The 23,750-nt window shown below is 65.9% G+C and carries 24 protein-coding genes and 1 tRNA gene; 9 read left to right on the top strand and 16 right to left on the bottom strand.

Annotated features, from left to right (window positions below; genetic code table 11):
• Positions 1-55 precede the first annotated feature (55 nt).
• From ACSSV8_RS00125 to ACSSV8_RS00110, 4 genes are all read right to left on the bottom strand, one after another.
• The gene (locus ACSSV8_RS00125) at positions 56-1,003 is read right to left on the bottom strand and encodes an ABC transporter permease (RefSeq protein WP_454281126.1); all 948 of its coding nucleotides are present in this window, start codon (positions 1,001-1,003) and stop codon (positions 56-58) included.
• Entirely contained in the window at positions 1,000-1,986 is a 987-nt protein-coding gene (locus ACSSV8_RS00120) for an ABC transporter permease (protein ID WP_454281125.1), read from the bottom strand. The genes ACSSV8_RS00125 and ACSSV8_RS00120 overlap by 4 nt, the downstream gene beginning before the upstream one ends.
• Positions 1,987-2,038: 52 nt before the next feature.
• A complete protein-coding gene (locus ACSSV8_RS00115; RefSeq protein ID WP_454281124.1) occupies positions 2,039-3,616 on the bottom strand; it encodes an ABC transporter substrate-binding protein in 1,578 nt (525 codons plus the stop codon).
• Between the two features lie 263 nt (positions 3,617-3,879).
• Positions 3,880-4,074 (bottom strand): SlyX family protein, encoded by a 195-nt coding sequence (locus ACSSV8_RS00110; protein ID WP_454281297.1) that lies wholly within the window; start codon positions 4,072-4,074, stop codon positions 3,880-3,882.
• A 114-nt stretch (positions 4,075-4,188) separates the two neighbouring features.
• On the opposite strand from ACSSV8_RS00110, the gene hisS reads away from it, so the two are divergent.
• Genes hisS through hisG form a run of 3 tightly spaced genes read left to right on the top strand, consistent with a single transcriptional unit; the run spans position 4,189 to position 7,576 of the window.
• On the top strand, positions 4,189-5,799 hold the full coding sequence (gene hisS, locus ACSSV8_RS00105; protein WP_454281123.1) for a histidine--tRNA ligase: 1,611 nt from the start codon (positions 4,189-4,191) through the stop codon (positions 5,797-5,799).
• Positions 5,799-6,884, top strand: a complete 1,086-nt coding sequence (locus ACSSV8_RS00100; protein ID WP_454281122.1) for an ATP phosphoribosyltransferase regulatory subunit — start codon at positions 5,799-5,801, stop codon at positions 6,882-6,884. The genes hisS and ACSSV8_RS00100 overlap by 1 nt, the downstream gene beginning before the upstream one ends.
• Positions 6,881-7,576 carry an ATP phosphoribosyltransferase gene (hisG, locus tag ACSSV8_RS00095; protein ID WP_454281121.1) on the top strand — a complete coding sequence of 232 codons (696 nt, stop codon included), beginning with the start codon at positions 6,881-6,883 and terminating at the stop codon, positions 7,574-7,576. The genes ACSSV8_RS00100 and hisG overlap by 4 nt, the downstream gene beginning before the upstream one ends.
• A 54-nt stretch (positions 7,577-7,630) precedes the next feature.
• Here hisG and ACSSV8_RS00090 read toward each other — a convergent pair whose 3' ends face one another.
• The 3 genes from ACSSV8_RS00090 to ACSSV8_RS00080 form a co-directional block, all read right to left on the bottom strand.
• Entirely contained in the window at positions 7,631-8,227 is a 597-nt protein-coding gene (locus ACSSV8_RS00090; protein WP_354539781.1) for an outer membrane protein, read from the bottom strand.
• Positions 8,228-8,524: 297 nt separating this feature from the next.
• Positions 8,525-9,214 carry an outer membrane beta-barrel protein gene (locus ACSSV8_RS00085; protein ID WP_454281120.1) on the bottom strand — a complete coding sequence of 230 codons (690 nt, stop codon included), beginning with the start codon at positions 9,212-9,214 and terminating at the stop codon, positions 8,525-8,527.
• A gap of 112 nt (positions 9,215-9,326) precedes the next feature.
• Positions 9,327-9,752, bottom strand: a complete 426-nt coding sequence (locus tag ACSSV8_RS00080; RefSeq protein WP_454281119.1) for a DUF1489 family protein — start codon at positions 9,750-9,752, stop codon at positions 9,327-9,329.
• A 98-nt stretch (positions 9,753-9,850) separates the two neighbouring features.
• Here ACSSV8_RS00080 and ACSSV8_RS00075 point away from each other — a divergent pair, with 98 nt between their 5' ends.
• The 3 genes from ACSSV8_RS00075 to ACSSV8_RS00065 all read left to right on the top strand — a co-directional run bounded on the left by ACSSV8_RS00075 (position 9,851) and on the right by ACSSV8_RS00065 (position 13,404).
• Entirely contained in the window at positions 9,851-12,127 is a 2,277-nt protein-coding gene (locus tag ACSSV8_RS00075) for an adenosylcobalamin-dependent ribonucleoside-diphosphate reductase (RefSeq protein ID WP_454281118.1), read from the top strand.
• A gap of 341 nt (positions 12,128-12,468) precedes the next feature.
• Positions 12,469-12,867, top strand: coding sequence for a hypothetical protein (locus ACSSV8_RS00070; protein WP_354539785.1), 399 nt, complete (start codon positions 12,469-12,471; stop codon positions 12,865-12,867).
• Between the two features lie 90 nt (positions 12,868-12,957).
• Positions 12,958-13,404, top strand: a complete 447-nt coding sequence (locus tag ACSSV8_RS00065; RefSeq protein ID WP_454281117.1) for a hypothetical protein — start codon at positions 12,958-12,960, stop codon at positions 13,402-13,404.
• On the opposite strand, the gene ACSSV8_RS00060 is transcribed toward ACSSV8_RS00065, so the two are convergent.
• The 4 genes from ACSSV8_RS00060 to ACSSV8_RS00045 all read right to left on the bottom strand — a co-directional run bounded on the left by ACSSV8_RS00060 (position 13,391) and on the right by ACSSV8_RS00045 (position 15,867).
• The gene (locus ACSSV8_RS00060) at positions 13,391-14,683 is read right to left on the bottom strand and encodes a tyrosine-type recombinase/integrase (RefSeq protein WP_454281116.1); all 1,293 of its coding nucleotides are present in this window, start codon (positions 14,681-14,683) and stop codon (positions 13,391-13,393) included. The two genes, ACSSV8_RS00065 and ACSSV8_RS00060, sit on opposite strands and share 14 nt — an antisense overlap.
• A gap of 11 nt (positions 14,684-14,694) precedes the next feature.
• Positions 14,695-15,075 carry a hypothetical protein gene (locus tag ACSSV8_RS00055; RefSeq protein ID WP_454281115.1) on the bottom strand — a complete coding sequence of 127 codons (381 nt, stop codon included), beginning with the start codon at positions 15,073-15,075 and terminating at the stop codon, positions 14,695-14,697.
• A gap of 145 nt (positions 15,076-15,220) precedes the next feature.
• Positions 15,221-15,295: transfer RNA gene (locus ACSSV8_RS00050), tRNA-Gln, on the bottom strand.
• Positions 15,296-15,375: 80 nt separating this feature from the next.
• Positions 15,376-15,867 (bottom strand): SH3 domain-containing protein, encoded by a 492-nt coding sequence (locus ACSSV8_RS00045; RefSeq protein WP_454281114.1) that lies wholly within the window; start codon positions 15,865-15,867, stop codon positions 15,376-15,378.
• Between the two features lie 109 nt (positions 15,868-15,976).
• Between ACSSV8_RS00045 and ACSSV8_RS00040 the strand changes: the two genes are divergently transcribed.
• From ACSSV8_RS00040 to ggt, 3 genes are all read left to right on the top strand, one after another.
• Positions 15,977-16,963, top strand: a complete 987-nt coding sequence (locus tag ACSSV8_RS00040) for a 2-hydroxyacid dehydrogenase (RefSeq protein WP_354540639.1) — start codon at positions 15,977-15,979, stop codon at positions 16,961-16,963.
• A gap of 4 nt (positions 16,964-16,967) precedes the next feature.
• Positions 16,968-18,068 (top strand): THUMP domain-containing class I SAM-dependent RNA methyltransferase, encoded by a 1,101-nt coding sequence (locus ACSSV8_RS00035; RefSeq protein ID WP_354540638.1) that lies wholly within the window; start codon positions 16,968-16,970, stop codon positions 18,066-18,068.
• An 82-nt stretch (positions 18,069-18,150) separates the two neighbouring features.
• Positions 18,151-19,920 carry a gamma-glutamyltransferase gene (ggt, locus tag ACSSV8_RS00030; protein ID WP_454281113.1) on the top strand — a complete coding sequence of 590 codons (1,770 nt, stop codon included), beginning with the start codon at positions 18,151-18,153 and terminating at the stop codon, positions 19,918-19,920.
• Between the two features lie 5 nt (positions 19,921-19,925).
• On the opposite strand, the gene ACSSV8_RS00025 is transcribed toward ggt, so the two are convergent.
• From ACSSV8_RS00025 to ACSSV8_RS00005, 5 genes are all read right to left on the bottom strand, one after another.
• Complete coding sequence (locus tag ACSSV8_RS00025) at positions 19,926-20,327, bottom strand: helix-hairpin-helix domain-containing protein (RefSeq protein ID WP_454281112.1); 402 nt, start codon at positions 20,325-20,327, stop codon at positions 19,926-19,928.
• A gap of 32 nt (positions 20,328-20,359) precedes the next feature.
• Positions 20,360-20,563 carry a hypothetical protein gene (locus ACSSV8_RS00020; RefSeq protein ID WP_454281111.1) on the bottom strand — a complete coding sequence of 68 codons (204 nt, stop codon included), beginning with the start codon at positions 20,561-20,563 and terminating at the stop codon, positions 20,360-20,362.
• Between the two features lie 114 nt (positions 20,564-20,677).
• Positions 20,678-21,064: a Cu(I)-responsive transcriptional regulator gene (cueR, locus tag ACSSV8_RS00015; RefSeq protein WP_454281110.1), complete on the bottom strand. Its 387-nt coding sequence runs from the start codon at positions 21,062-21,064 to the stop codon at positions 20,678-20,680.
• Entirely contained in the window at positions 21,061-23,517 is a 2,457-nt protein-coding gene (locus tag ACSSV8_RS00010; RefSeq protein ID WP_454281109.1) for a heavy metal translocating P-type ATPase, read from the bottom strand. Before ACSSV8_RS00010 ends, cueR begins: the two co-directional genes overlap by 4 nt.
• A 26-nt stretch (positions 23,518-23,543) precedes the next feature.
• Positions 23,544-23,750 (bottom strand): hypothetical protein (locus ACSSV8_RS00005; protein WP_454281108.1); only part of this gene is annotated, 207 nt, incomplete at its 5' end.

Here is a 23,750-nt window from a genome sequence, read left to right as displayed (position 1 = left end):
TGCCACACCGCTTGATCCAGCGGAGATGTGGCTATGTTCTGCCGGATAGACAACACTACCTCAACCTCGGGTTCAGCGCATCGCGCAGCCAGTCGCCAAGCAGGTTCACCGAGAGCGCCAGCGCCAGCAGGGTGATCGCCGGGAAAAGCAGGATCCACCACTCGCCTGAAAAGAGGAACCCCTGACCGATGCGAATGAGCGTGCCGAGCGAGGGTTGCGTGGGCGGCGCGCCGACGCCCAGAAACGACAGCGTCGCCTCGGCGATGATCGCCAGTGCCAGCGAGATCGTGGCGATGACCAGCACCGGGTTGAGCACATTGGGCAGGATATGGCGCAGCATGATCGAGACGGGCGTGCGCCCGATGAGCCGCGCCGCCTGCACGTATTCGCGGCTTTTCTCCACCATCGTCGCGCCGCGCACCACGCGCGCGAACTGCACCCAGTCGCTGAGGCCAATGGCGAGGATCAGCACCCAGATCGCCATCTGGTCGCGGTGCTCGGGCGGGGTGATCCCCTTGGCGATGCCGAAGATCAGCATGGCGACAAGGATCGCCGGAAAGGTCAGCTGCACATCGGCCACGCGCATGATGATGGTCTCGGTCCAGCCGCCGAGATAGCCCGCCAGCAGCCCCAGCGTGACCCCGATCAGCAGCGCCAGCATCACCGCGGCGAAGCCCACGAAAAGCGAGATCCGCATCCCGTAAAGGATGGTCGAGAACACGTCGCGGCCCTGATCATCGGTGCCCATCAGGAACACCTCGCCGGTAAAGGCATTGGGTTCCATCGGCGCGGTAAACCCGTTCATCAGGTTGAGCGTAGCGGGGTTGAACGGGTTGTGCGGCGCGATGAGGGGGGCGAAGACGGCCGCCAGAACAAGGATCAGAACCACCGCAGTTGCGGCCATCGCCACCGGCGCGTGGCGGAACGACCAGATCAGATCGCTCTCCCAGGCGCGGCGCAGGCGCGAGGGGGCGGCGGGGGGTGTCAGGGCCTCGTCGCTCATGCCTTGGCCTCCGTGCCGCGATCGAGCCGCAGGCGCGGGTCAATGGCGAAATAGAGCAGATCGACGATGAGGTTGATGCCCACGAACATCACCGAAATCAGCATCAGATAGGCCGCCATGACGGGGATATCGACGAATTGCACCGCGTTGATGAAAAGGAGCCCCACGCCGGGCCATTGAAACACGGTCTCGGTGATGATCGCAAAGGCGATGATGGACCCCAGTTGCAGCCCCGTCACGGTGATCACCGGCACCATGGTGTTCTTGAGCGCGTGGCGGAAATTGACCGATTTCTCGCGCAGGCCCCGCGCACGGGCAAAGCGGATATAGTCCATGCGCAGCACCTCCAGCATCTCGGTGCGCACCAGCCGCATGATCAGCGTCATCTGATAAAGCCCCAGCGTGATCGCAGGCAGGATGATCGCCTTGAGGCCGCTTTCGGTGAGAAACCCGGTGGTCCAGCCACCGATGCGGACCACCTCGCCGCGCCCGAAACTGGGCAGCCATTTCAACTCGACCGCGAAAATATAGATGAGCAGGATACCGATAAGGAAGGTGGGCAGCGACACGCCGATCAGCGACACGGTCATGATCACATTGGCGGCCACGCCCCGCCGCCTTATCGCGGTAAAGACGCCAAGCGCGATGCCCCCCACCAGCGCCATGATCCCCGACACGAAGGCCAGCTCCAGCGTGGCGGGCGCGCGCTCCAACAGGATATCGGTGACGGGCCGCCCCTGCCGGTAGCTCAGCCCGAAATTGCCCTTCGCGGCCTGATTGAGGAATTTCCAGTATTGCACCGGAAAGGGCCGGTCGAGGCCAAGCTCGGCGGTCAGCCGCTCGATATCGGCCTGGGTGCGCTCCTGCCCCAGCATCGCGTCGACCGGGTCGCCGACAAAGCGGAACATGGCAAAGGCCACCAGCCCCACGACCAGCAGCACCAGCACCGATTGCCCGACACGGCGGAGGATATAGGCCAGCATCGCGCACCCCTTCCAAGGATCGGGCGGCGGGGTGTCCGCCGCCCGGTTTCGATCACTTCATGGTGAAGTATTTCATCTTCGGGTCGTCCTCGGGGCTGACCTCGATGCCAACCTTGTCCGTCATCCCCCAGTTCAGAACCTGGTGGTGGATCGGCAGATAGAGCACCTCGTCCTGAACCGTGCCCCAGATATCGGCGATGGTGGCGTTGCGCTTGTCCAGATCGGTTTCCGACGACAGGCTCACGATCTTGGCGTCAAGCTCAGGGTTGGAATAGCCGGTGCCGTTCCAGCTTCCGCGCTGCTCACCGCGCGTGTGCACGAGGAAGTTGAAGATATACTCGCTGTCATAGGTCGGAACACCCCAGCCCAGCATGTAGAAATCCGTCCCGCCGGAAGAGATCAGCGGGAAATGCTGCGCCTTGGGCTTGGCATCGAGGTTCACCGTGACACCGATCTGGCCGAACATGCCGACGGCGGCCTGACAGATCGCCTCGTCGTTGATGTAGCGGTCATTCGGGCAATCAAGCTGGATCGAGAACCCGTCGCCATAGCCCGCCTCGGCCATCAGCGCCTTGGCCTGCGCGACATCGGTCTCGATCCGGTCCATCTCCTCGGTCCAGCCGTTGACGAAGGGGGGCGAAATGATGCCTGCGGGCTGGCTCTGGCCGCGCATCACCACCTGTTTGATGGCGTCGCGGTTGAGCGCAAGGTTCATCGCCCGGCGCACGCGCACATCCGACAGCGGGTTCTTGCCCTCGACATTGTCGTTGGCGATATCGTCCGGCCCGAGGTTCAGCCCGAAAAAGATCGTCCGGTTCTGCGGGGCGGTCTTGACGACAAGGCCGTCGGTGGCGGCCACGCGCTGGAGATCCTGCACCGGCACGTCCTGGATGAAATCCACCTCGCCCGAGAGGATGGCGGCCACCCGCGTGGCGGCGTTCTGGATCGGGGTATAGACGATCTCGCTCACGTCGAGCGGGAACTGGCCCTTGCCCCAATAATCCTCGTTGCGCGTCAGCACCGTCTTCACGTCCGGTTCGCGGCTCACAAGCTTGTAGGCGCCGGTGCCGTTGGTGTTGGTGGCGGCGAAGGTGCTTTCGCCCGCATCCATGTTCTGCACCTCGACCGCGCCATTGGCCTCGGTCCAGCCCTTGTCCATGATGAAGAGGTTGGTGAGGTTCGACGGCAGGATCGGGTTCGGCCCGTCGGTGACGAATTCGACGGTGTGATCATCCACCGCGCGCACCTCGACGACCGAGGACAGCAATTCCTTCATCCGCGAATTGTCGGATTTGGCGCGGTTGATGGAGAACACGACATCCTCGGCGGTGAAATCCGCGCCATCGTGGTATTTGACGCCTTGCCGCAGGGTGAAGACCCAGACGGTCGGATCGTCCGCCTTGGGCGCCCAATCGGTCGCAAGTGCGGCCTCGAAGGCGCCGGTCATGTCGCGGATGATCAGCGGTTCGTAGATCTGGTGGGCCAGCGTATGCGTCGGCCCCTCGTTCTGCGCGTGCGGATCGAGCGTGAGCGAATCCCCCGCGCGTGCCCATCTCAGGGTCTCGGCGGTGGCAGGCAGGGCCGTCGAGGCCATCAGCGCGGCAAGCGCCAGTCCGGTCAGTCTGGTCATGGTGATCTCCCTTCCTTGTTTCCTGGGCTCATCCGGCCCGGTGTGAGGCAGAGCCTAGCCGCGCCCCGGCCCCGGGGCAAGCGCTAGCTGGGGGCGTGAAGGCTGGGGGAAAGACGCGCGCGAAACCGGTGCCCCGTCATCCCCGCGCAGGCGGGGATCTGGCGGGGATCTCTTGCGGGCCAGAGACCCTCGGACCACGCCCGAGGGTGACGCGCACGGCGTATCTCGCGGGGCGACGAAGCGGCAGTGGCTGAAAACCCCGCTCAGTAATGCGGCGGGCGCTCGTCGCCGAGCATGATGCCGCCTTCGCCCTCGCGCGACCGCTCCGCCTCGCGGCGGCTGAGCAGGGCCACCGTCGTGCGCAGCCGCTCGATCTCGCGGTCCTGCCGCGCGACCACCTCGGAGAGGTCATCGACGGCACGGATGAGATGGGCCAGTCTTTCCTCGATCCCGGTCATGGCGCGGGCATACGCGCCTGCCACGTCCCGGTCAACTGTGCCCCGGTCAACCTTGCCCCCGCCTGTCCCTTCGGCTAGACCGCGCCGCGAGTTCCCCGCGAAGGACCAGACCCCATGGCCAAACCCGCCAAGACCCCCCGCCCGAGGGCCGAAACCCCCAAGGGCTTCCGCGATTATTTCGGCGCCGACGTGGTTGAGCGCGCCGAGATGCTGCGCGCCATCGCCGGGGTCTATCATCGCTACGGGTTCGACGCGCTGGAAAGCAGCGCGGTGGAGACGGTCGAGGCGCTTGGCAAGTTCCTGCCCGACGTGGACCGGCCCAACGAGGGCGTCTTTGCCTGGCAGGACGAGGACGAGAAATGGCTGGCGCTGCGCTATGACCTGACAGCGCCCTTGGCCCGCGTCTACGCGCAGCACCGCAACGACCTGCCCACCCCCTACCGCCGCTACGCCATGGGCCCCGTGTGGCGCAACGAGAAGCCGGGGCCGGGGCGGTTTCGGCAGTTCTATCAATGCGATGCGGATACGGTCGGCACGAGCAGCATGGCAGCGGATGCCGAGATCTGCGCGATGCTGGCGGATTGTCTGGAAGAGGTGGGGATCGAGCGCGGCGATTACGTGGTGCGGGTGAATAACCGGAAGGTTTTGAACGGGGTGTTGGAGGTTGCGGGGTTGCTTGATCCCGCTGAGCCAGAACGCTTTGCAGAAGAACGTGGGATTGTTCTTCGCGCGATTGACAAGCTGGACCGTTTAGGGACCGAGGGTGTCAGTGCTCTTTTGGGTGCGGGTCGAAAAGATGATAGCGGTGATTTCACCGCAGGCGCAGGACTCGATTTTAAGCAAATAGAGACAATACTGCTGTTTGTTCAAGCGACCGAGGCGCTCTCGTTTGCATTCGAAGGGAAGTTTTCACTTTCGGATGCAAAGGACGGTATCGAGGCAATCGCAGCGAGTGCAGTTGAAATGGCAACCACAGCGACGAAAGATCCCCAAAAAGCTTGGAATTTCGCAGTAATATCTTATCTCAAATCCCTATGCGGTGAGTCAAGTGTGGGTAGTGAGGGCGTTAATGAGTTGGTCGCAATCGGTGATCTCCTCGCTGCTCAAGGCTACCACTCCGACCGCATCTTGATCGACCCCTCCGTCGTGCGCGGCCTCGGCTACTATACCGGCCCGGTCTTCGAGGCGGAACTGACCTTCGAGATCACGGACGAAAAGGGCCGCCCCCGTCAATTCGGCAGCGTCGCGGGGGGCGGGCGGTATGACGATCTGGTGGCGCGGTTCACCGGGCAGCAGGTGCCGGCCGTGGGGGTCTCCATCGGCGTCGATCGCCTGCTCGCCGCGCTTCAGGCCAAGGGGCGCGCGGGCGGTGAGGCGCAGGGGCCGGTGGTTGTCACCGTCATGGACCGCGCGCGCATGGCCGACTATCAGGCCATGGTGGGCGAATTGCGCCGCGCGGGTATCCGCGCCGAGGTCTATCTCGGCAACCCGAAGAATTTCGGCAACCAGATGAAATATGCCGACCGGCGCGGCAGCCCGGTGGCGATCATCGCGGGCGAGGATGAGTTTGCGCGCGGCGTGGTGCAGGTCAAGGACCTGATCCTTGGCGCGAAAATCGCGCAAAACGCGACGCTGGAGGAGTGGAAGGACCGCCCGAGCCAGTATGAGGTGCCGCGCGACGCCCTTGTGGACAAGGTGCGCGCACTGCTTGCGGAGCAGGGCTGATGGCCCCACGCGCCGCGATCCTGGCCGAGGCCGCCCGCCTGCGCGGCATTTTCGAGGCGGCGGGGGCCGTGCCGGTGGAAACCGCGATCCTGCAACCCGCCGAGGTGCTGCTTGACCTTTATGGCGAGGATATCCGCGCGCGCGCCTACGTGACCTCGGACACGCTGCGCGGCGAGCAGATGCTGCGCCCCGATTTCACCGTGCCGGTGGTGCAGATGCACATGACCGACGGGGCCGAGCCCGCCCGCTATACCTATGCCGGCGAGGTGTTCCGCCGTCAGGAGGAAGATGCGCGCCGCGCCAACGAATATATTCAGGTGGGCTTCGAGATTTTCGCGCGGGAGGCGCCCGAGGCCGCCGATGCCGAGGTTTTCGTGCTCTTTTGCGACATCCTGCGCCCCTTGGGCCTGCGCGCGGCCACCGGCGATATCGGTATCCTGATGGCCGCCGTCGCGGGGCTGCGCACGACCGGGGCGCGCAAGACGGCCCTTTTGCGCCATATCTGGCGTCCGCGCCGGTTTCGCGCGCTGATCGACCGTTACGCGGGCCGCACGCCCGTGCCCGAGGCGCGCGCGGCGCTCCTGGCGGCGAGCGACCCGATGGCCGGGGCAGCACCCCTGATGGGGCTGCGCGGCCCCGACGAGATCGCCGCGCGCATCAAGGCCCTGCACGAGGATGCCGCCGCAGGCCCGCTCTCGGGCACCGAGGTGGAGCTGCTCGACGCGCTGCTCGCGGTGCGCGAGACCTGCCCCAACGCGCTCGAAAACCTGCGCGACATCGCCGTGGACCTGCCCGCCATCGTCCCCGCCGTGGACCGTCTGGCGCGCCGCCTCGACGCGCTTGCCGCGCGCGGGCTTGACGTGACGCAGCTTGATTTCGAGGCCAGCTACGGGCGCACGCAGATGGAATATTACGATGGCTTCGTCTTTGGGTTCCATGCGGAGCAACGCCCCGACCTGCCGCCGGTGGCGACCGGCGGGCGCTATGATGCGCTGACCCGGCAGTTGGGCCGGGGCCGCGAAATCCCCGCCGTGGGCGGCGTCATCCGCCCCGGTCTGGTGCTCGATCTCGGAGGTGCGGCATGAGCCTAAAGCTGGGCGTGCCCTCCAAGGGGCGGCTGATGGACAAGACCGTGGACTGGTTCGCGCGCCACGGGATCGACCTTGGCCGCTCCGGGTCCGAGCGCGAATATGCGGGCTATGTCCGGGGGATCGAGGGCGTGGAACTGGTGCTGCTCTCGGCGGGCGAGATCCCGCGCGAACTGGCCGCGGGGCGCATCCATCTGGGCGTGACCGGCACGGATCTGGTGCGCGAAAAGCTGGGCCAATGGGAACAGCAGGTCGAAGAGTTGGCCGAGCTGGGTTTCGGTCAGGCCGATCTGGTGATCGCGGTGCCGCGTTGCTGGGTGGATGTCGCGCGGCTTGACGATCTCGACGCCGTGGCAGCCGCGTTCCGCGCGCGCCACGGGTTCCGCCTGCGCATCGCCACCAAATATCACCGTCTTGTCCGTGATTTCCTGCGCGAGCAAGGCGTGGCCGACTATCAACTGGTGGACAGCCAGGGCGCGACCGAGGGCACGATCAAGAACGAGACCGCCGAGGCGATTGCCGATATCACTTCATCGGGCGACACGCTGCGCGCCAACCATTTGAAAATCCTCGAGGACGGGCTGATCCTCAAATCGCAGGCGACGCTTTACCGCGCGCGCTCTGCCGCGCTGGACGAGACAGGGCGCGCCACGCTTGGCGCGCTCAGGGCGCGGCTCGGGATCGACTGAGCGGAACGGGCGGCCCGAAGGCCGCCCGCTACAAGGGTCGTGGTGCCCGAAGGCTCAGAACCGGAACGTCGCGCGGGCCTGCACGGTCGTTGCGTCCACATCGGTGTTGGCGTTCCCGAACCCGTCGAATTCGTGATAGAGCGCCTCCAGACCAAGCGAGACCTGGTCGGTGATCCGGTGCTCATAGCCGCCGCCGAGGAACCAGCCGTCGTCGCTGCCGAGATTGTCGGTGTCGGCCCAGGCATAACCGCCAGTGCCGTAGAGCAGCCCGCGACCGATCTTGTAACCGCCGCGCAGCTTGGCGCGGAACACTTCCTCGACGCTGGCATTGACGCCCGAGAGGCCGATATCGGCGAAATCGTAGTCGAGGCCGACGCCCACCACCCAGTTGCCGAGATCGTAATCATAACCGCCGACGATACCGCCGATGATGTCATCGCCATCCACGTTGTTGATGTCGGTATCGACCCAGGCATAGCCAAGCTGGCCACCGGCGTAGAAGCCGGTCCAGTTCGGCGTGAGCGGCGCGGCCGGCACGGGGGCCGGGGCGGCGATGACCGGCTCGGGTGCGGCCGGGGTGATGTTGCCCGCAAGCGCCGGGGCGGCGAAGAGCGATGCCACGGCGGCAAGAGCGGTTGTGTGTTTCAGCATGATGCGTCCTTTCCTGTCTGTTCTGCGGTGCCGTCCGAGCGAAAGCGCGATCCGGCACTACGGCTTTCACCGTTGAGCTTCATGTCGGTGCGGGATGCTGAAGGGACAAGGGTGCCGCCGGATGACGCAACCGTGAGTGGCGGGATATTGCTGAATTTACGGGATAAACCGGGGGATTGTCGCCAAATTTGTTGCGGGCTTGCAACATTTGGTTGCCAATATTGGCCATGGGGTTGAACGAAAAGGCGGACCCGCTGGAGGACGGGCCCGCCTTCGCTGTCGCACGCCCGTTCCCGGTCAGAAACGGAAGGTGGCGCGGACCTGCACGGTGGTGACATCGACATCGTTGTCGGTGCCGTCAAAGCTGTCGAACTCATGATAGAGTAATTCGCCGCCGACCGACCAGCGGTCGTTGACCATGTATTCGTAGCCGCCACCGATGAACCAGCCGTCCTCGTCGCCCATGTTGTCGCTGTCGGCATAGGCATAGCCGCCGGTGCCATAAAGCAGCCCGCGTCCGATCTTGGGACCGGCCCGCACCTTGAGGCGGAAAATCTCCTCGAGCGAGCTGCCCGGCGCGATGTCGATATCGGTAAAGTCGTAATCGAGCGCGCCGCCAAGGACCCATTGGCCGAAATCATGGTCATAGCCGAGGGTGATACCGCCGATCACGCTTTCGTCGCTGCTTGCGAAATCGGCATCGCCGAAGGCCACGCCCAACTGGCCGCCGACATAGAACCCGGTCCAGTCGACGGGGCCGCCAATGGCGCGTCCGCGGCTGGAGAAGATCGAATTCGTGTTGCGCGTGACCTCGGGGCCACCGTCGGGGCCACCGCCGGGGCCGCCGTCAAAGCTCAGGTCGGCCGAGACGGGATAGCCGGTCGCCTCAGGGAGGGCCGGGGCAAGGGCGGTGTCCTCGACGCTCTGGGCAAGGGCGGGAGAGGCGAGGGCGAGGGCGGCGGCAAGGGCCGGGAGCGGGAAGCGCATGGGTCTGTCCTTTCCATTCTGCATGGCACAAGGATGGGACCCGAGGCGGATTGTCGCAATGAACGATGCGGTCGCGGCGGATCAAGCCGGGGTGAGGCGCGCGTGTGCGGCCTCAGATCACGCCGATTTCGGCCAGCGCGGCGGAGAGGGCAGGGGGAAGGCTCTCCTCGTTGCGGTGCGCGCGGCCAAGATCGGGCGGCGCGTCGCGCGGGTCGAGATAGCGCCAGCCCTGAAAGGGCCGTTTCTGTGCCGTGGCGGTGCGGATGAGCCCCGGCTCCAGCACGATGGCGCAGCGGCGGATACCGTCGCCGCCGATCACTTCATCCAGCCGAAGGATGCGCTGACGGCATTGCACGAGGCCCTGTATCACCCAGTAGATCGAGCCGCCGTCGAGCACCTCGGCCTCGCGCCGGGGCCACATCCGCGTGACATGACGCGGCAGCCCGTCGGCACCTTGTGCACGCGGGTCGTGGTGCCAGGCGTCGAGGTCGTCCACGCCCGTGGTGCCGACGCTGAGTTTGATGAGATGCAAGGCCAAGATACGATTCCCCCGATGCGCAGATAGGGTAGTGGAAATGGTGCGGGCTTCAAGCTATTGTAGGTCTCTGGCCCTCCCCACCGCCCAAGGAACCGCCGATGACCCGTTTCGCCGCCCCGATCGCCGAACAGATCTGGAACATGAAATACCGCTTCAAGGCGGCAGATGGCACACCCGTGGATGCCAGCGTCGAGGATAGCTGGCGGCGCATCGCCCGCGCGCTGGCAGAGGTCGAGGCCGAACCGGCGCAATGGGAAGAGCGGTTCTATGCGGCGCTGGAGGATTTCAAATTCCTGCCTGCGGGCCGGATCACGGCGGGGGCGGGCACGGCGCGCAAGGTGACGCTCTTCAACTGTTTCGTCATGGGCACGATCCCCGACGACATGGGCGGGATTTTCGACAATCTGCGCGAGGCGGCGCTGACCATGCAGCAGGGCGGCGGGATCGGCTATGATTTCTCGACCATCCGGCCCAAGGGGGCGGTGGTCAAGGGCGTGTCGGCGGATGCCAGCGGGCCACTCAGCTTCATGGATGTCTGGGACGCGATGTGCCGCACGATCATGAGCGCGGGCAGCAGGCGCGGCGCGATGATGGCCACGATGCGCTGTGACCACCCCGATATCGAGGCCTTCATCGCCGCCAAGTCGGACCCCGCGCGCCTGCGGATGTTCAATCTCAGCGTTCTGGTGACCGATGCCTTCATGGCGGCGGTGACGGCGGACGGGCCGTGGGATTTGCAGTTCGATGGCCGCGTCTATCACACGGTGCAGGCGCGCGATCTGTGGAACCGGATCATGCAGGCCACCTATGACTATGCCGAACCTGGCGTGATCTTCATCGACCGGATCAATCAGGCCAACAATCTGAATTACGTGGAAAATATTGCGGCTACCAACCCTTGCGGCGAACAGCCGCTGCCGCCCTACGGGGCCTGCCTGCTGGGCTCCATCAACCTTGCCAAGCTGGTGATCGACCCGTTCGGGCCGCGTGCGCGGCTCGATGCGGCGGCGCTCAAGGATCTGGTGCGCGTGGCGGTGCGGATGATGGATAACGTGGTGGATGCCAGCCGCTTTCCGCTGCCGCAACAGCAAGCCGAGGCACAGGCGAAACGCCGCATCGGGCTGGGCGTCACGGGGCTCGCGGATGCGCTGGCCATGGTGGGGCTGCGCTACGGAGACGACAAGGCCGTGCGCCAGACCGAGATCTGGATGCACAAGATCGCCGTTGCCGCCTATCTCGCCTCGGTCGATCTGGCGCGCGAAAAGGGGGCCTTTCCGCTCTTTGACGCGGAAAAATTCCTCGCCTCCGGCACCATGCAGGGCATGGATGAGACCGTGCGCGAGGCCGTGGCCCGGCACGGTATCCGCAACGCGCTCTTGACCAGCGTGGCCCCCACCGGGACGATCAGCCTTTATGCGGGCAATGTCAGCAGCGGAATCGAGCCGGTCTTTGCCCATGCCTATACCCGCAAGGTGCTGCAAAAGGACGGCAGCCGCACCGAAGAGGAGGTGGTGGATTACGCCGTCGCCATGTGGCGCGAGGTGATGGGCGATGCGCCCCTGCCCGAGTGGTTCGTCACCGCACAGGACCTTGCGCCGCTGGACCATGTGCGGATGCAGGCGGCGGCGCAGAAATGGGTCGACAGCAGCATTTCCAAGACGATCAACTGCCCCGAGGACATTTCCTTCGAAGCGTTCAAGGATGTCTACATGCAGGCTTGGGAAACCGGCTGCAAGGGCTGCACCACCTATCGCCCGAACGATGTCACGGGCAGCGTGCTGAGCGTGTCGGAGACCACGGAGAAGCGGCCCGAACAGGTGGGCAACATGCCGTCACAGGGCGGCGAAGTGATCTACATGGCCGACCCGCTCGACCGCCCCACAGAGCTTGAAGGCGCGACCTACAAGCTCAAATGGCCCGACAGCAACCATGCGATCTATGTCACCGTCAACGACATCGTCCTGAATGGGCACCGGCGGCCTTTCGAGGTGTTCATCAACTCCAAGAACATGGAACATTACGCCTGGACGGTGGCGCTCACGCGGATGATCTCGGCGGTGTTCCGGCGCGGCGGCGATGTCTCGTTCGTGGTGGAGGAGTTGAAGGCGGTGTTCGACCCACGCGGCGGGGCCTGGATGGGGGGCAAATACGTGCCCTCGATCCTAGCGGCCATCGGCGGGGTTCTGGAGCGGCACATGGTTGCGATCGGGTTTCTTGCGGGCGAAGGGCAGGGCCTCAAGGTAGACCCGCAAGCGCAGGCCATGGGCCTTGACGCACCGCGCGGCCCCGCCTGCCCGGCCTGCGGCAGCTATGACATGCGCATGATCGAGGGGTGCATGACCTGCGCCAGCTGCGGCCACAGCAAATGCGCCTGAGGGGGCTCTGCTGCATGTTGTGTCGTTGCGGGCGTAGTTATGCCAAATCGGCGGATTTTACTGCCACGCGTCGGCGAAAGTTTTGCCATCGCCCGTAAAGCACTGTAAAATATAGACTTTTTACGAAGCAGATTTTGACCCCCAAAATCTGATCCTTCAAGCTGAGTTTGCGCGCCTCTGGCATCACGGATTGCCCGGCACGGCCCTCTTGATGAGGCCGCGCCGGGAAACCCCGTGCCGGCGGTAATGCGGACACCAGATACGAAATCATTTGACCGGAGCAGGGATCTTCTGACGCGGCCCATGGCGGGCCCGCGCATTCCACCAGGAAAGGTGATCCCATGAAACACATTCCCGATATCCGTGCCCTGCTCCGGCACATGAACAGGGCCAGCGATTTCATGCGCTGGCTGCGCGCAGAGGGTGACACCCTTGTCGCCTCGGCCGACCTGCTGGGCGGACGCAAATGGGCCGCACGGGCTCGCGCCGTCGTCGAGGCAGCGAAAGCTGGCAACGACCTGGCCGCCCGCCGCGGCGAGCTTCATGAGATCAACCGCCTGCTGCGTCTCGAATTCTCCACCGACATCAAGAGCGTCGAAGCCCGGCGCTTCGCAGCCGTCCACCCAGACGATCCCCGGGCGGATATCGCGCGGCGCTGCGCGGAGGCACTGGGCCGCGGAGTGCGCGCCCTCGAGGCGCTGCGCTTGGCCGGTATTGTCGGCATTCGGGAGGCCGCATGATGTTTGAGACGCAACCGGCGGCAGTGGCTCGGGCGCGGGCGGTGGTAACCATGACGGCAGTCGACAAAAGCAACGTTGGGAGACGAGAAAATGAAAATCGTTAGTGAACATTCTGCGCGCCAGATCGAGAAAAACGAGATGGCTAAGGAGGCCGAGAGAGCGGTCGCGGAAATGACCTCGAATCTTTTGCGCTGCTGTGCGGGCAGTGGCAAAAGATATCTGCTCCACGACCAGATCGTCAGGGCGGCCGTGGCTTTGGAGCGCATGTCCACGGCAGGACATTGCGCCGACAGTGTTTGGTATCCTGCGCTGATAGAGGGCAAGTATGGGGAGGATTGCTTTTATTTCGGCGAGAGCGACATCATCGACTACGCCATGCAGTGCCACGCATCAAATATCGCGGGGCAGCTCTCGCAATTGAGTAATGCGCGAGCACGGCTCTCTTGCGCCCTGAGGACATGGGCCGATGACAGGGCGCGCGAGTCGAGAGGGCAGACTGGAGCGCCATTCACCGCAGCCGCCCCTAAAAAGCGATGAGCCCCAGCGCCGCCGCGCGCCCCGCCAGCGCCCCGCCCGCACCGTAAAGCGGGCGCGGATAGCGGTGGCCGAGGATGTCGGCGCGCACCCGGTCATCCACCCCCGCCGCCAAGAGCGCATCCTCGACATAGTGGCGCAAGCTGTAGGCCACATGCGCAGGCGTCTCGCGCAGCCCGTGATCGGCCAGATACTTGTTGACCGTGGCCGACCACGCGCCCGCCTTGTGCCGGTATCGCCCTGCGCCACCGGCCTCGGCCAGCCGCCGCGCCGCCTCCAGCGACACGCCCAGGAGCGGCACGTCGCGCCGCGTGTGACGCACCTTCAATTCCCGACCATGCGCCGCCACGCGCAGGAAGGGCACATTCGCCGTCACCTCCAGATCGCTCACCGGCGCGTCGGTGATCTCGGACGGGCGCAGCCCGGTATTGATCATCATCAGGAACACGTCGCGCGCCTGCGCGTTGAGCCCGTCCAGCGCACCGGGGGCCAGAAGCCGCCCCGCCACCCAGTCGCGCGAGAAGGCCGGGCGCTGCACGGCGTCATTGCCCTCAAGCCGCAACCCGCGAAACGGGTTGTCGAGCGCGGTCTCGGTCAGCCGCGCCCAGGTCCCGAGGATCTCTGACAGGTGCCCGATATCCTTGTTGGCGCTCTCGATCTTCATCCCGCCCGCCACCCGGTCCGACCACCAGGCGCGAAACCGCAGCGCCATCGCGCGGTCGATCCCGCCCACGGGCATCGCGCGGCCAGCACCGCAGACGGTGATGAAATTCTCCACCGCGCGGCGGCGCGGCAACTCCCAGCGATGCCGCTGTGCGTCGGATTTCTGCGTGTGCCGGGTGGCCGTCAGCCGGACATATTCGGCAAAAACCTCGCGCAGATCGGGCAGGATGGGGGGCACGGTGCCCAGAACCGCCTCGGCCAGCGGCCGCGCGGGCGCGGGCGGCAGGCCGGTGAGACGCGCGACCAGATCAGACAGATCGCCCTCGGCCAGCACCTGCGCCGGGCGGTAGGGCAGGCCGCGCGCGGCGGCGATCCGGCGCGCGGCCTCGTAATGCGCGCGCGCGGCACCCGCCTCACCCGCGCGCAGCGCCTCCCATTGCGCCAGCCGCTCGACCTCGATCTGCGCGGCCTTGACCTGCGCCTCGGCGCGGCTGTCGGTGTGCAGCGCCTGGCGCACCTGCTGCACCGCCCGCCCGTCCGCGCCCAGCACGAGGCCGAGGTAGCGGCGCGGCACGCGCTTGACCCAATACCACCGGCCCCGGTCGCAGGTGATACCCACGCCGCTCAACCTCAACGCGGCTTCAGGCTGCGCAGGCCGTCATGCCGGATGGTCAGATACCAGTCCCAGCCATCGAAGGGTGGCGACATGATCATCTCGACCGCCGCCGCGCGGCTTTTCTCCGTGGTGAGCAGAAGCCCCGGATCGCGCGCCTCCGGCCCGTAAATCACCGCCCATGTCGTGCTGCCGGGGCTATGCATCACCCCCGCCAGAGCCGCCTCGGCTGCGCTCTGGTCCAAATGTTCTTCTGCGCGAAACGCCATCACGCGATACCGGTCATCATCCTTGAAATATCCCGTCTGCTCGACCCCAGAACCGCCGCCGGACATGAACAGGAAAGCCATGATCCCGATCAGAACCGCCCCACAGCCCGCCAAAACACCCTTCGCCATCGCAACGATCCTCCATCATATTCGCCAGATTTGCACTGTTGCGGGAAATGTTGCGGGATTCGCGAACTCAATCAATGCCTATTTCTGGAAAAAGCCGTTTCCAATAGGCACCAAAAGGCATTTTGAGGTTGCCGACTTCTGCAATTGGCTGGGGTGGTAGGATTCGAACCTACGGTACACGGTACCAAAAACCGTTGCCTTACCACTTGGCTACACCCCAGTGTGGAGTGCTCATTACTCCGGGGGCTGGGACGGTTCAAGAGTGATGTGCAAAAAATTCGGTCTCTCTCGACGCGGGGCTCATTTTAAGACTTCGTCCACGCCGACCCCCCAGAGCGCGGCCTTGCGCGCCCAGCCCCGGTGGCCGTCCGCAGACAGCGCGCACCACTCCGGCACGCATTCCGACAGCCGGGCTATCACGCCTGCTTCGAGCCGCGCCATCACCATCGTGCCGGGGTCCGGGCGCGCGAAGAGATCGAGCATGTCCTCCTGCACGATCACCGTGCGCACCCCCGACAGAAGCGTGTAATGCACCCAGCCACCTGCGCCGTCGCGGTCTTCGACCCGTCGCCAATGGCCGAATTCGGCGGTGATGCGCAGCGGCATGTCGCGATGCTTGAACACCCAGTCGATCCGGTGCGTCAGGCTCGGACCGCGCCGCACATTGGCCTCCGACGCCTTGAGCGAGACAAAGCGCGGCAGCGGCAGGCCGGTCACCGTTCCGCGCTCTGCGGCCATGGCCACAATAGGCCAGAGCGCCAGCATGATCAGGGTCAGTCCTGCTCGCCGCATCGTGTCTCTCCGATTTCCGTCCGGGCCTGCAAAGGGTTCTTGTGCCCCGCTCTTTCCTGCGCCACTCTGGCAGCAACGCGCGGAAAAGAAAAGCCAGAGGAGGGGCTTCATGCCGTCTCAACGCCTGAGTGTTGTCGTGACGCGACGCTTGCCAGAGCCGGTGGAACGCCGGATGCAGGAACTTTTCGATGTGCACCTGCCCGAAGATGACCGGCCGATGAGCCGCGAGGCGCTTGCCGCCGCGATGGGGCAGGCCGATGTGCTCGTGCCGGTGATCACCGACCGCATCGACGCAGGGTTGATCGGGCAGGCGGGCGAGCGGCTGCGGCTCATTGCCAATTACGGCGCGGGTGTGGATCATATCGACGTCGAAACGGCGCGCCAGCGCGGCATCCTCGTGTCGAACACGCCGGGTGTGCTGACCGATGATACCGCCGATATGACCATGGCACTTATCCTCGCCGTCACGCGGCGCCTGCCCGAGGGGCTTGCGGTCATGCAGGAGGGGGGGTGGCACGGCTGGTCGCCCACGGCGCTTCTGGGCGGTCGGATCGCTGGTCGGCGGCTGGGGATTCTCGGGATGGGCCGGATCGGGCAGGCCGTGGCACGGCGCGCGGCGGCCTTCGGGATGCAGGTGCATTACCACAATCGCCACCGGTTGCGGCCCGAGATCGAGCAGCCGCTTGGTGCGACATGGTGGGAGAGCCTCGATCAGATGGTGGCGCGGATGGACGTGATCAGCGTGAACTGCCCGCACACGCCCTCGACCTTTCATCTGATGAACGCGCGGCGATTGAAGCTGATGAAGCCCGATGCGGTGATCGTGAACACGAGCCGTGGCGAGGTGATCGACGAGAACGCGCTGACCCGTATGCTGCGCGCGGGAGAAATCGCCGGCGCGGGGCTCGATGTCTACGAGCGCGGGGCCGAGATCAACCCGCGCCTGCGTGACCTGAAGAACGTCGTGCTCCTGCCGCATATGGGCTCTGCCACGGTCGAGGGGCGGCTTGAGATGGGCGAGAAGGTGATCATCAACATCAAGACCTTTGACGACGGCCACCGTCCGCCTGATCTTGTCGTTCCGGCGATGCTGTAAGCGGGTGTCATTCGAGATTTTCCTTGCCACCGCGCCGGGGCTGGAGGCGGCCCTGGCCGAAGAGGCGCGTGCTCTTGGCTTTGCGCCGGTGTCCGAAGTGCCGGGCGGCGTGACGCTGACAGGCGGCTGGCGTGATGTGTGGCGGGCCAATCTTGCGCTGCGCGGGGCCTCCCGTGTGCTTGCGCGGATCGGGGAATTCCGCGCCTTTCACCTTGCGCAGCTCGACAAGCGGGCGCGCAGGTTCGACTGGGCCGGGGTGCTGCGCGCCGATCTGCCGGTCAAGGTCGAGGTGACGTGTCGGCGCTCGAAAATCTACCATGCAGGTGCCGCGACCGAGCGTATCGGGCGCGCGATTTCCGAGACGCTCGGCGCGCCGGTGTCGGCCGAGGGGGCGATCCGGATTATGGCGCGGATCGAGGATGATCTGGTGTCGCTCAGTGTCGATACCTCGGGCGAGCCGCTGCACCGGCGCGGCCACAAGGAGGCTGTGGGCAAGGCTCCGCTGCGCGAGACGATGGCCGCGCCCTTCTTGTGGCAGTGCGGGTTTGAGGGCGGTGAGCCGGTGCTTGATCCGATGTGCGGCTCTGGCACCTTCCCGATCGAGGCCGCCGAGATCGCGGCGGGGCTGATGCCGGGCCGCGACCGGCGCTTTGCCTTCGAGGATCTGGCGACCTTCGACGCGGAGGCTTGGCAGGCGATGAAAGCGGGCGGCGCGCCGCGAGAGGTTTGCGCGATCTTTCAAGGCTATGACCGCGATGCAGGGGCGGTGCGCATGGCCACGGCCAATGCCGCGCGCGCGGGCGTCAACGACCATACGCGCTTTGCCTGCCAGCCGATTTCGGCGCTCACGCGCCCCGACGGCCCGCCCGGCCTCGTCATGGTCAACCCGCCCTATGGCGCGCGGATCGGCGAGCGCAAGCTGCTTTTCGGCCTTTATGGCAGTCTGGGCGAGGTGCTCCGGCGCGAGATGCGCGGCTGGCGCGTGGGGCTGGTGACCAGCGATGGCGGGCTGGCAAAGGCAACGGGTCTGCCGTTCTTGCCACCGGGGCCGCCTGTGGCGCATGGTGGCCTGAAGGTGACGCTCTGGCGCACGGGGCCGCTCTGAACGGCCGGGTTTCCGGCGGGTGGTAACCGGGCGTTAAGTCGACCGCGACAGGCTGCGGGGCAGGGATTGAAGGAGGCGATGCATGCGCGCGCTGATTCTCGTTCTGGCGTTTCTGGCCGCACCGCTGATGGCGCAACAGGCGGCGGACAGGCTCGCGCCCGAGGGGCGCGGGGCAGGGGGGGTGCTGGTGCCGCCCGCTCTGGCCGATGCGGCGCGCGCCAAGGCTGAGGGGCGACCGGTCGAGGCCGGTCGCTGGATGATCGCCGCGGCGCATCCGCTCGCGGTCGAGGCGGGGGCGCGTGTGCTGCGGGCGGGCGGCACGGCGGCGGATGCGGTCGTGGCGGTGCAGGCCGTGCTGGGTCTGGTCGAGCCGCAAAGCTCCGGTTTGGGCGGGGGCGCGTTCCTGCTCTGGCATGACGCGGCGACGGGCGAGATCACCACGCTTGACGGGCGCGAGACCGCGCCGCTGTCCGCGACGCCCCGGCTTTTCCTCGACGAGACGGGTCAGCCGCTCGCGTTCTTCGAGGCGGTGGTGGGCGGGCGCTCGGTTGGGGTTCCCGGCACGCCCGCGCTTCTGGCCGAGGTGCAGGAGCGGTGGGGGCGCGCCGATTGGGCGTGGCTTTTCGAGGACGCCATCGGGCTGGCGGAGACGGGGTTTCCGGTCAGCCCCCGGCTGGCGGTGCTGGTCGCAGGCGACGCCGCCCGCCTCGCGCGAGACCCCGGGACGCGCGCCTATTTCCTGCCCGAGGGCCGCCCGCTGCAAGCGGGCAGCGTGCTGCGCAATCCCGCCTATGCCGAGACGCTGCGCCTTTTCGCGCGCGAGGGGCCGCGCGTCTTTTATACCGGCGAGATCGGTGCCGATATCGTGGCGCGGGTGCGCGGCGCGGCGGGTAATCCGGGGCTGCTCAGCCGGACCGACCTCGCCATCTATCAGGTGCGCGCGCGCGCACCTTTATGCGTGCCCTATCGCGGGTTCGAGGTCTGCGGCATGGGCCCGCCCTCTTCGGGCGGGGTTGCTGTGGGGCAGATACTGGGCCTGCTGGCCCCTTTTGATCTGGGATCGCTCGGGCCGAAAAGCGCCGAGGCGTGGCGGCTCATCGGGGATGCCATGCGTTTGGCCTTTGCCGACCGTGGACGCTACCTTGCCGATAGCGATTTCGTGCCGGTGCCGGTGAAGGGGCTGCTTGCCCCCGACTATTTATCCGCGCGCTCCACCCTCTTGCGGGGCAAGGGCGCGCTGCCCGAGGTGGCCGCTGGCACACCCGAATTCGACCATGCGCTGAACTGGGAGGAGGGGCAGGACCTCGCGCAGCCCGCCACCTCGCACGTCTCGATCATCGATGCCTATGGCAATGCGCTGGCGATGACGTCGAGTATCGAGAACGGTTTCGGCGCGCGGCTCATGGTGCGCGGGTTCCTTCTCAACAACCAGCTTACCGATTTTTCCTTTGCCAGCCATGCGGACGGCCTGCCGCTCGCCAATGCCGTGGCGCCGGGCAAACGGCCGCGCTCCTCGATGGCGCCCACGATCCTGCGCCGCGATGGCGCGCCGGTGCTGATCCTGGGCAGTCCGGGGGGCAGCCGGATCATCCCCTATGTGGCCAAGACCATCGTGGCCATGGTCGATTGGGGCCTTGATCCGCAGGCCGCGCTCGATCTGGCGCATCTCGTCAACCGGTTCGGGACATATGATCTTGAGGAGAGCGCCTCCCACCTTGCCCCCGATCTGCGCGCCTTGGGCTACGAGGTGGAAATCCGCGACCTGACCTCGGGGCTGCATGTCATCGACATCGGCGTGCGCCTGCGCGGCGGGGCAGATCCGCGCCGCGAGGGGCTCGCCTATGGCGAGTAGCAGGCTCAGCCCTTCTTTGTCTTGCCCTTCTTCTTCTTCGAGGGTTTAGCTTTCCGTGCCTTGCCGGATTTCCCCGACTTGTCTTTGCCGGACTTCTTTTCTTTCGTTTTCGGCTTGGCTGCCTTTTTCTTCGTGCCCTTCGATGTGTCCGCAGCCTTCGATGTCTTGTCCGGACTCTTGGGCTTGGCTGTCTCTGTCTCGCGCGCCGTTTGCTCCGGGTCAGCCGCCGCGGCCAATCTTTTCGCTGCGGCAATGAAGGTTTCGGCACGCGCCGGGCTGATGCCGCGGACCTGCGTGATCGTTGCCACATCCGCTTTGGCGAGAGCGGCTGCATCCGCGATGCCGAGCGTGTCCAATCCGCGTCGCAGCGCCGGGCCGATGCCCGGAATGTTTTCCAAGGTGCTCATTTCCGTCTGTCCTATGACCGGGGCCAAATGCATCACGCCTTGCCTGTGCGCTTGGCTTTTTTCTTCTTTGGTTTCTTTTCGGTGGGGTCGGTTGTCTCTGCGTCATGTGCCGATGTGATCCCGTGCTCTTCGGTGAACGCCCGGATGAAGCGGCGGATCTCTCGCGCGGCGCTGGTATCGAGCGCCTCGCAAAGCTCGACAAAGGCATCGCGGTCCGCCTTTTGAATGCGGATCACGAATTGGCTGTCCTTGGCTTGCTTCTTTCTGCGATCGTTATCCGGCAACACCTGCCCTCCCGACGCATGAGCATAGGGCAGATCAAGGATTTTGTATATACATTGTAATGCAAACTATTCCTTCGCGAGATCGCGCAGGATGGGGCAATCGGGCCGCCTGTCTCCGGCGCATTCCTCGACCAACTCGCGCAAGGTGGCCTGCATCGAGCGCAATTGTGCGATCTTGCTGTCAATCTGCGCCAGATGCTCCTCGGCAAGCGCCTTGACATCGGCGCTGGCACGGCACTGATCCTCGTAAAGTGCAAGAAGCCGTCGGCAATCTTCGATGGAGAAGCCGAGAGCGCGGGCGCGTCCCAGAAAAGCAAGCTTGTGAACGTCCGAGACGCGGAACATACGATAGCCATTGGTATCGCGCAGCGGCTTGATAAGGCCGATTTCCTCGTAATAGCGGATCGTCTTTGCCGGCAGGCCGGTCTCTCGGGCGACCTCGGAAATATTCATTGTGAAACCTCCATGACCGGGCGCAGGCGGCGAAGCCTGAGCGCATTGCTGAGCACGAAAACGGACGAAAGCGCCATCGCCCCCGCCGCAAGCACGGGCGAGAGCATCAGCCCCGCCACCGGATAGAGCAGCCCCGCCGCCACCGGGATCAGGGCCGCGTTGTAGGCAAAGGCCCAGAACAGGTTTTGCCGGATGTTGCGCAGGGTGCGGGTCGAGACGTCACGCGCGTTCAGAACCCCGCGCGGATCCCCCGACATGAGCACCACATCGGCCGCCTCGATGGCGACATCGGTGCCGGTGCCCATGGCGATGCCCACATCGGCCTCTGCGAGGGCAGGGGCATCGTTGATCCCGTCGCCGACAAAGGCCACCGGGCCAAAGCGCGCGCGCAGCGCGGTGACGGCGGCGACCTTGCCCTCGGGCAGGACCTCGGCCTCGACATGGTCGATCCCGAGATCGCGGGCCACGGCGCGGGCGGTGGCGATGCTGTCGCCTGTGACCATGGCGACAGCAAGGCCGCGGGCATGAAGCGCCGCGACGGTGGCGCGGCTGGCCGGTTTGGGCGCATCGGCCACGCCCAGCACGGCGGCAAGCGCGCCATCGAGGGCGATGTAGATCGCGGACTGGCCGTCCCGGGCCAGATCTGCCGCGACAGGGTCGAGCGCGCCGGTGGCCACAGTCTCGCGTACCATCAGCCGGGACGCACCGATGGCGACGCGCCGATCGCCGACCGTGGCCAGGATACCGTATCCCGGCACCGCCTCGAAGGCGCTGACCTCGGGCAAGGCAAGGCCGCGCCGCGTGGCTTCGGCCATTATGGCGCGGGCGATCGGATGCTCGGAGCGTTGCTGCGCGGCGGCCGCGATGGCAAGGATCTGCGCCTCGTCATGCTCCCCGGCGGTGGCGATCCGCGTGACCACGGGCCGCCCCTCGGTGAGCGTCCCGGTCTTGTCGAAGGCCACGACGCGCACCTCGTCGAGGCGTTGCAGCGCCTCGCCCTTGCGAAAGAGCACGCCGATCTCGGCGGCGCGCCCGGTGCCCACCATGATCGAGGTGGGTGTCGCAAGCCCCATGGCACAGGGGCAGGCGATGATCAGGACCGAAACGCCCGCGACAAGCGCATGGCTGAGCACCGGCGCGGGACCAAGGGCCAGCCACAGGATGACCGCCCCGAGTGCGATGGCGATCACGACCGGCACAAACACCCGCACCACCCGGTCGGCCAGCGCCTGCACCGGCAGTTTCGCACCTTGCGCCTCGGCCACCATCTCGACGATCCGCGCGAGCACCGTGTCATGGCCCACGGCGGTGGCCCGGAATACGAGCGCGCCGCTGCCATTGATCGTGCCGCCGACCACCTTGGCCCCGGCGGTCTTGTCCACCGGCATCGATTCTCCCGTGATCATCGACTCGTCCACATGCGATTGGCCGTCAGTCACCTCGCCGTCGACCGCGATCCGCTCGCCGGGGCGGACATGGATGAGGTCGCCGGGGGCGATGTCCGCGATGGCCACCTCCTGCACCGCACCACCGCGTTCGACGTGCGCCGAGGCCGGTTGCAGCCCGATGAGCCGCTCGATGGCCGCCCCGGTCCGGCCCTTGGCGCGCGCCTCGAGCCAGCGGCCCACGAGGATCAGCGTGACGATGACGGCGGCGGCCTCGAAATAGACCGCGCGCGCGCTGTCGGGCAGAAGCCGGGGCAGAAACAGCGCAACAACCGAGTAGAGCCACGCCGCCGAGGTGCCAAGCGCGACGAGGCTGTTCATGTCGGGCGCGGCCCGCATCAGCGCGGGCAGGCCAAGACGAAAGAACTGCCGCCCCGGCCAGACCAGCACCAGCGTCGTCAGGACGAATTGCACAAGCCACGATGCCTGCATCCCGATGCGCCCATGGATCAGCTCTTGCAGTCCGGGGATGACATGGCCGCCCATTTCCAGAACGAAGACCGGCAGGGTCAGCGCGCCGGCGATCCAGACAAGACGGCGGCTGTGGCTCACCTCTTCGGCACGGCGGCTGGCCTGATCGCCGGTCTGCCTGTCAATGGGCCGGGCCGGGTATCCCGCATCTGCAAGCGCACGGGCAAGGGTCCCGCTGTCGGTGCTGCCTGGCAGATAGCGCACGCGCGCGGTCTGCGTGGCAAGATTGACATTCGCGTCAAGCACCGCAGGCAGCGCCATCAGGGCGGCCTCGGCGCGGGATACGCATGTGGCGCAGGTGAGGCCTTCGAGGTCGAGCGTGAGGGTCTCTTCGCGGGCGGGGTAATTGGCCGCTTTCAACGCATCGGCGATGGCGGCGGCGTCCGTGCCATCGACCAGCATGCGCGCTTCACCATTGGCAAAGTTCACGGTGACATCGTGCACGCCCGCAATCCGCGAGAGCGCACGCTCGGCCCGTCCGGCACAGCCCGCGCAACTGAGGCCCTGAACGCCAATTCTGATGGTTTGCGTGCGCATCTTGATGCTCCAGAGGTATAGGTAGATCAACAAATGGGGGTTCCGGCTGCTGGAGGGTCAAGCACCCCGTTGCGAAAATCTTTGAAAAACCGGGAAAAATCATCGCGGCGGAAGAAATTTCGTTTTTTGGGAAAAAAGCTCTTGCGACTCTTTGGTGCTGCTCGTAAATACGCCTTCACCAGCGGCGCTGAGGCGGTGTTTGGTGGTTCTGGGGATTGAGGCGCGGATGTGCT

This window comes from Roseovarius sp. MBR-79, assembly GCF_053628555.1.
The sequence above is the reverse complement of the archived record's forward strand: the minus strand, read 5'-3'. Positions and strand labels throughout refer to the sequence as shown.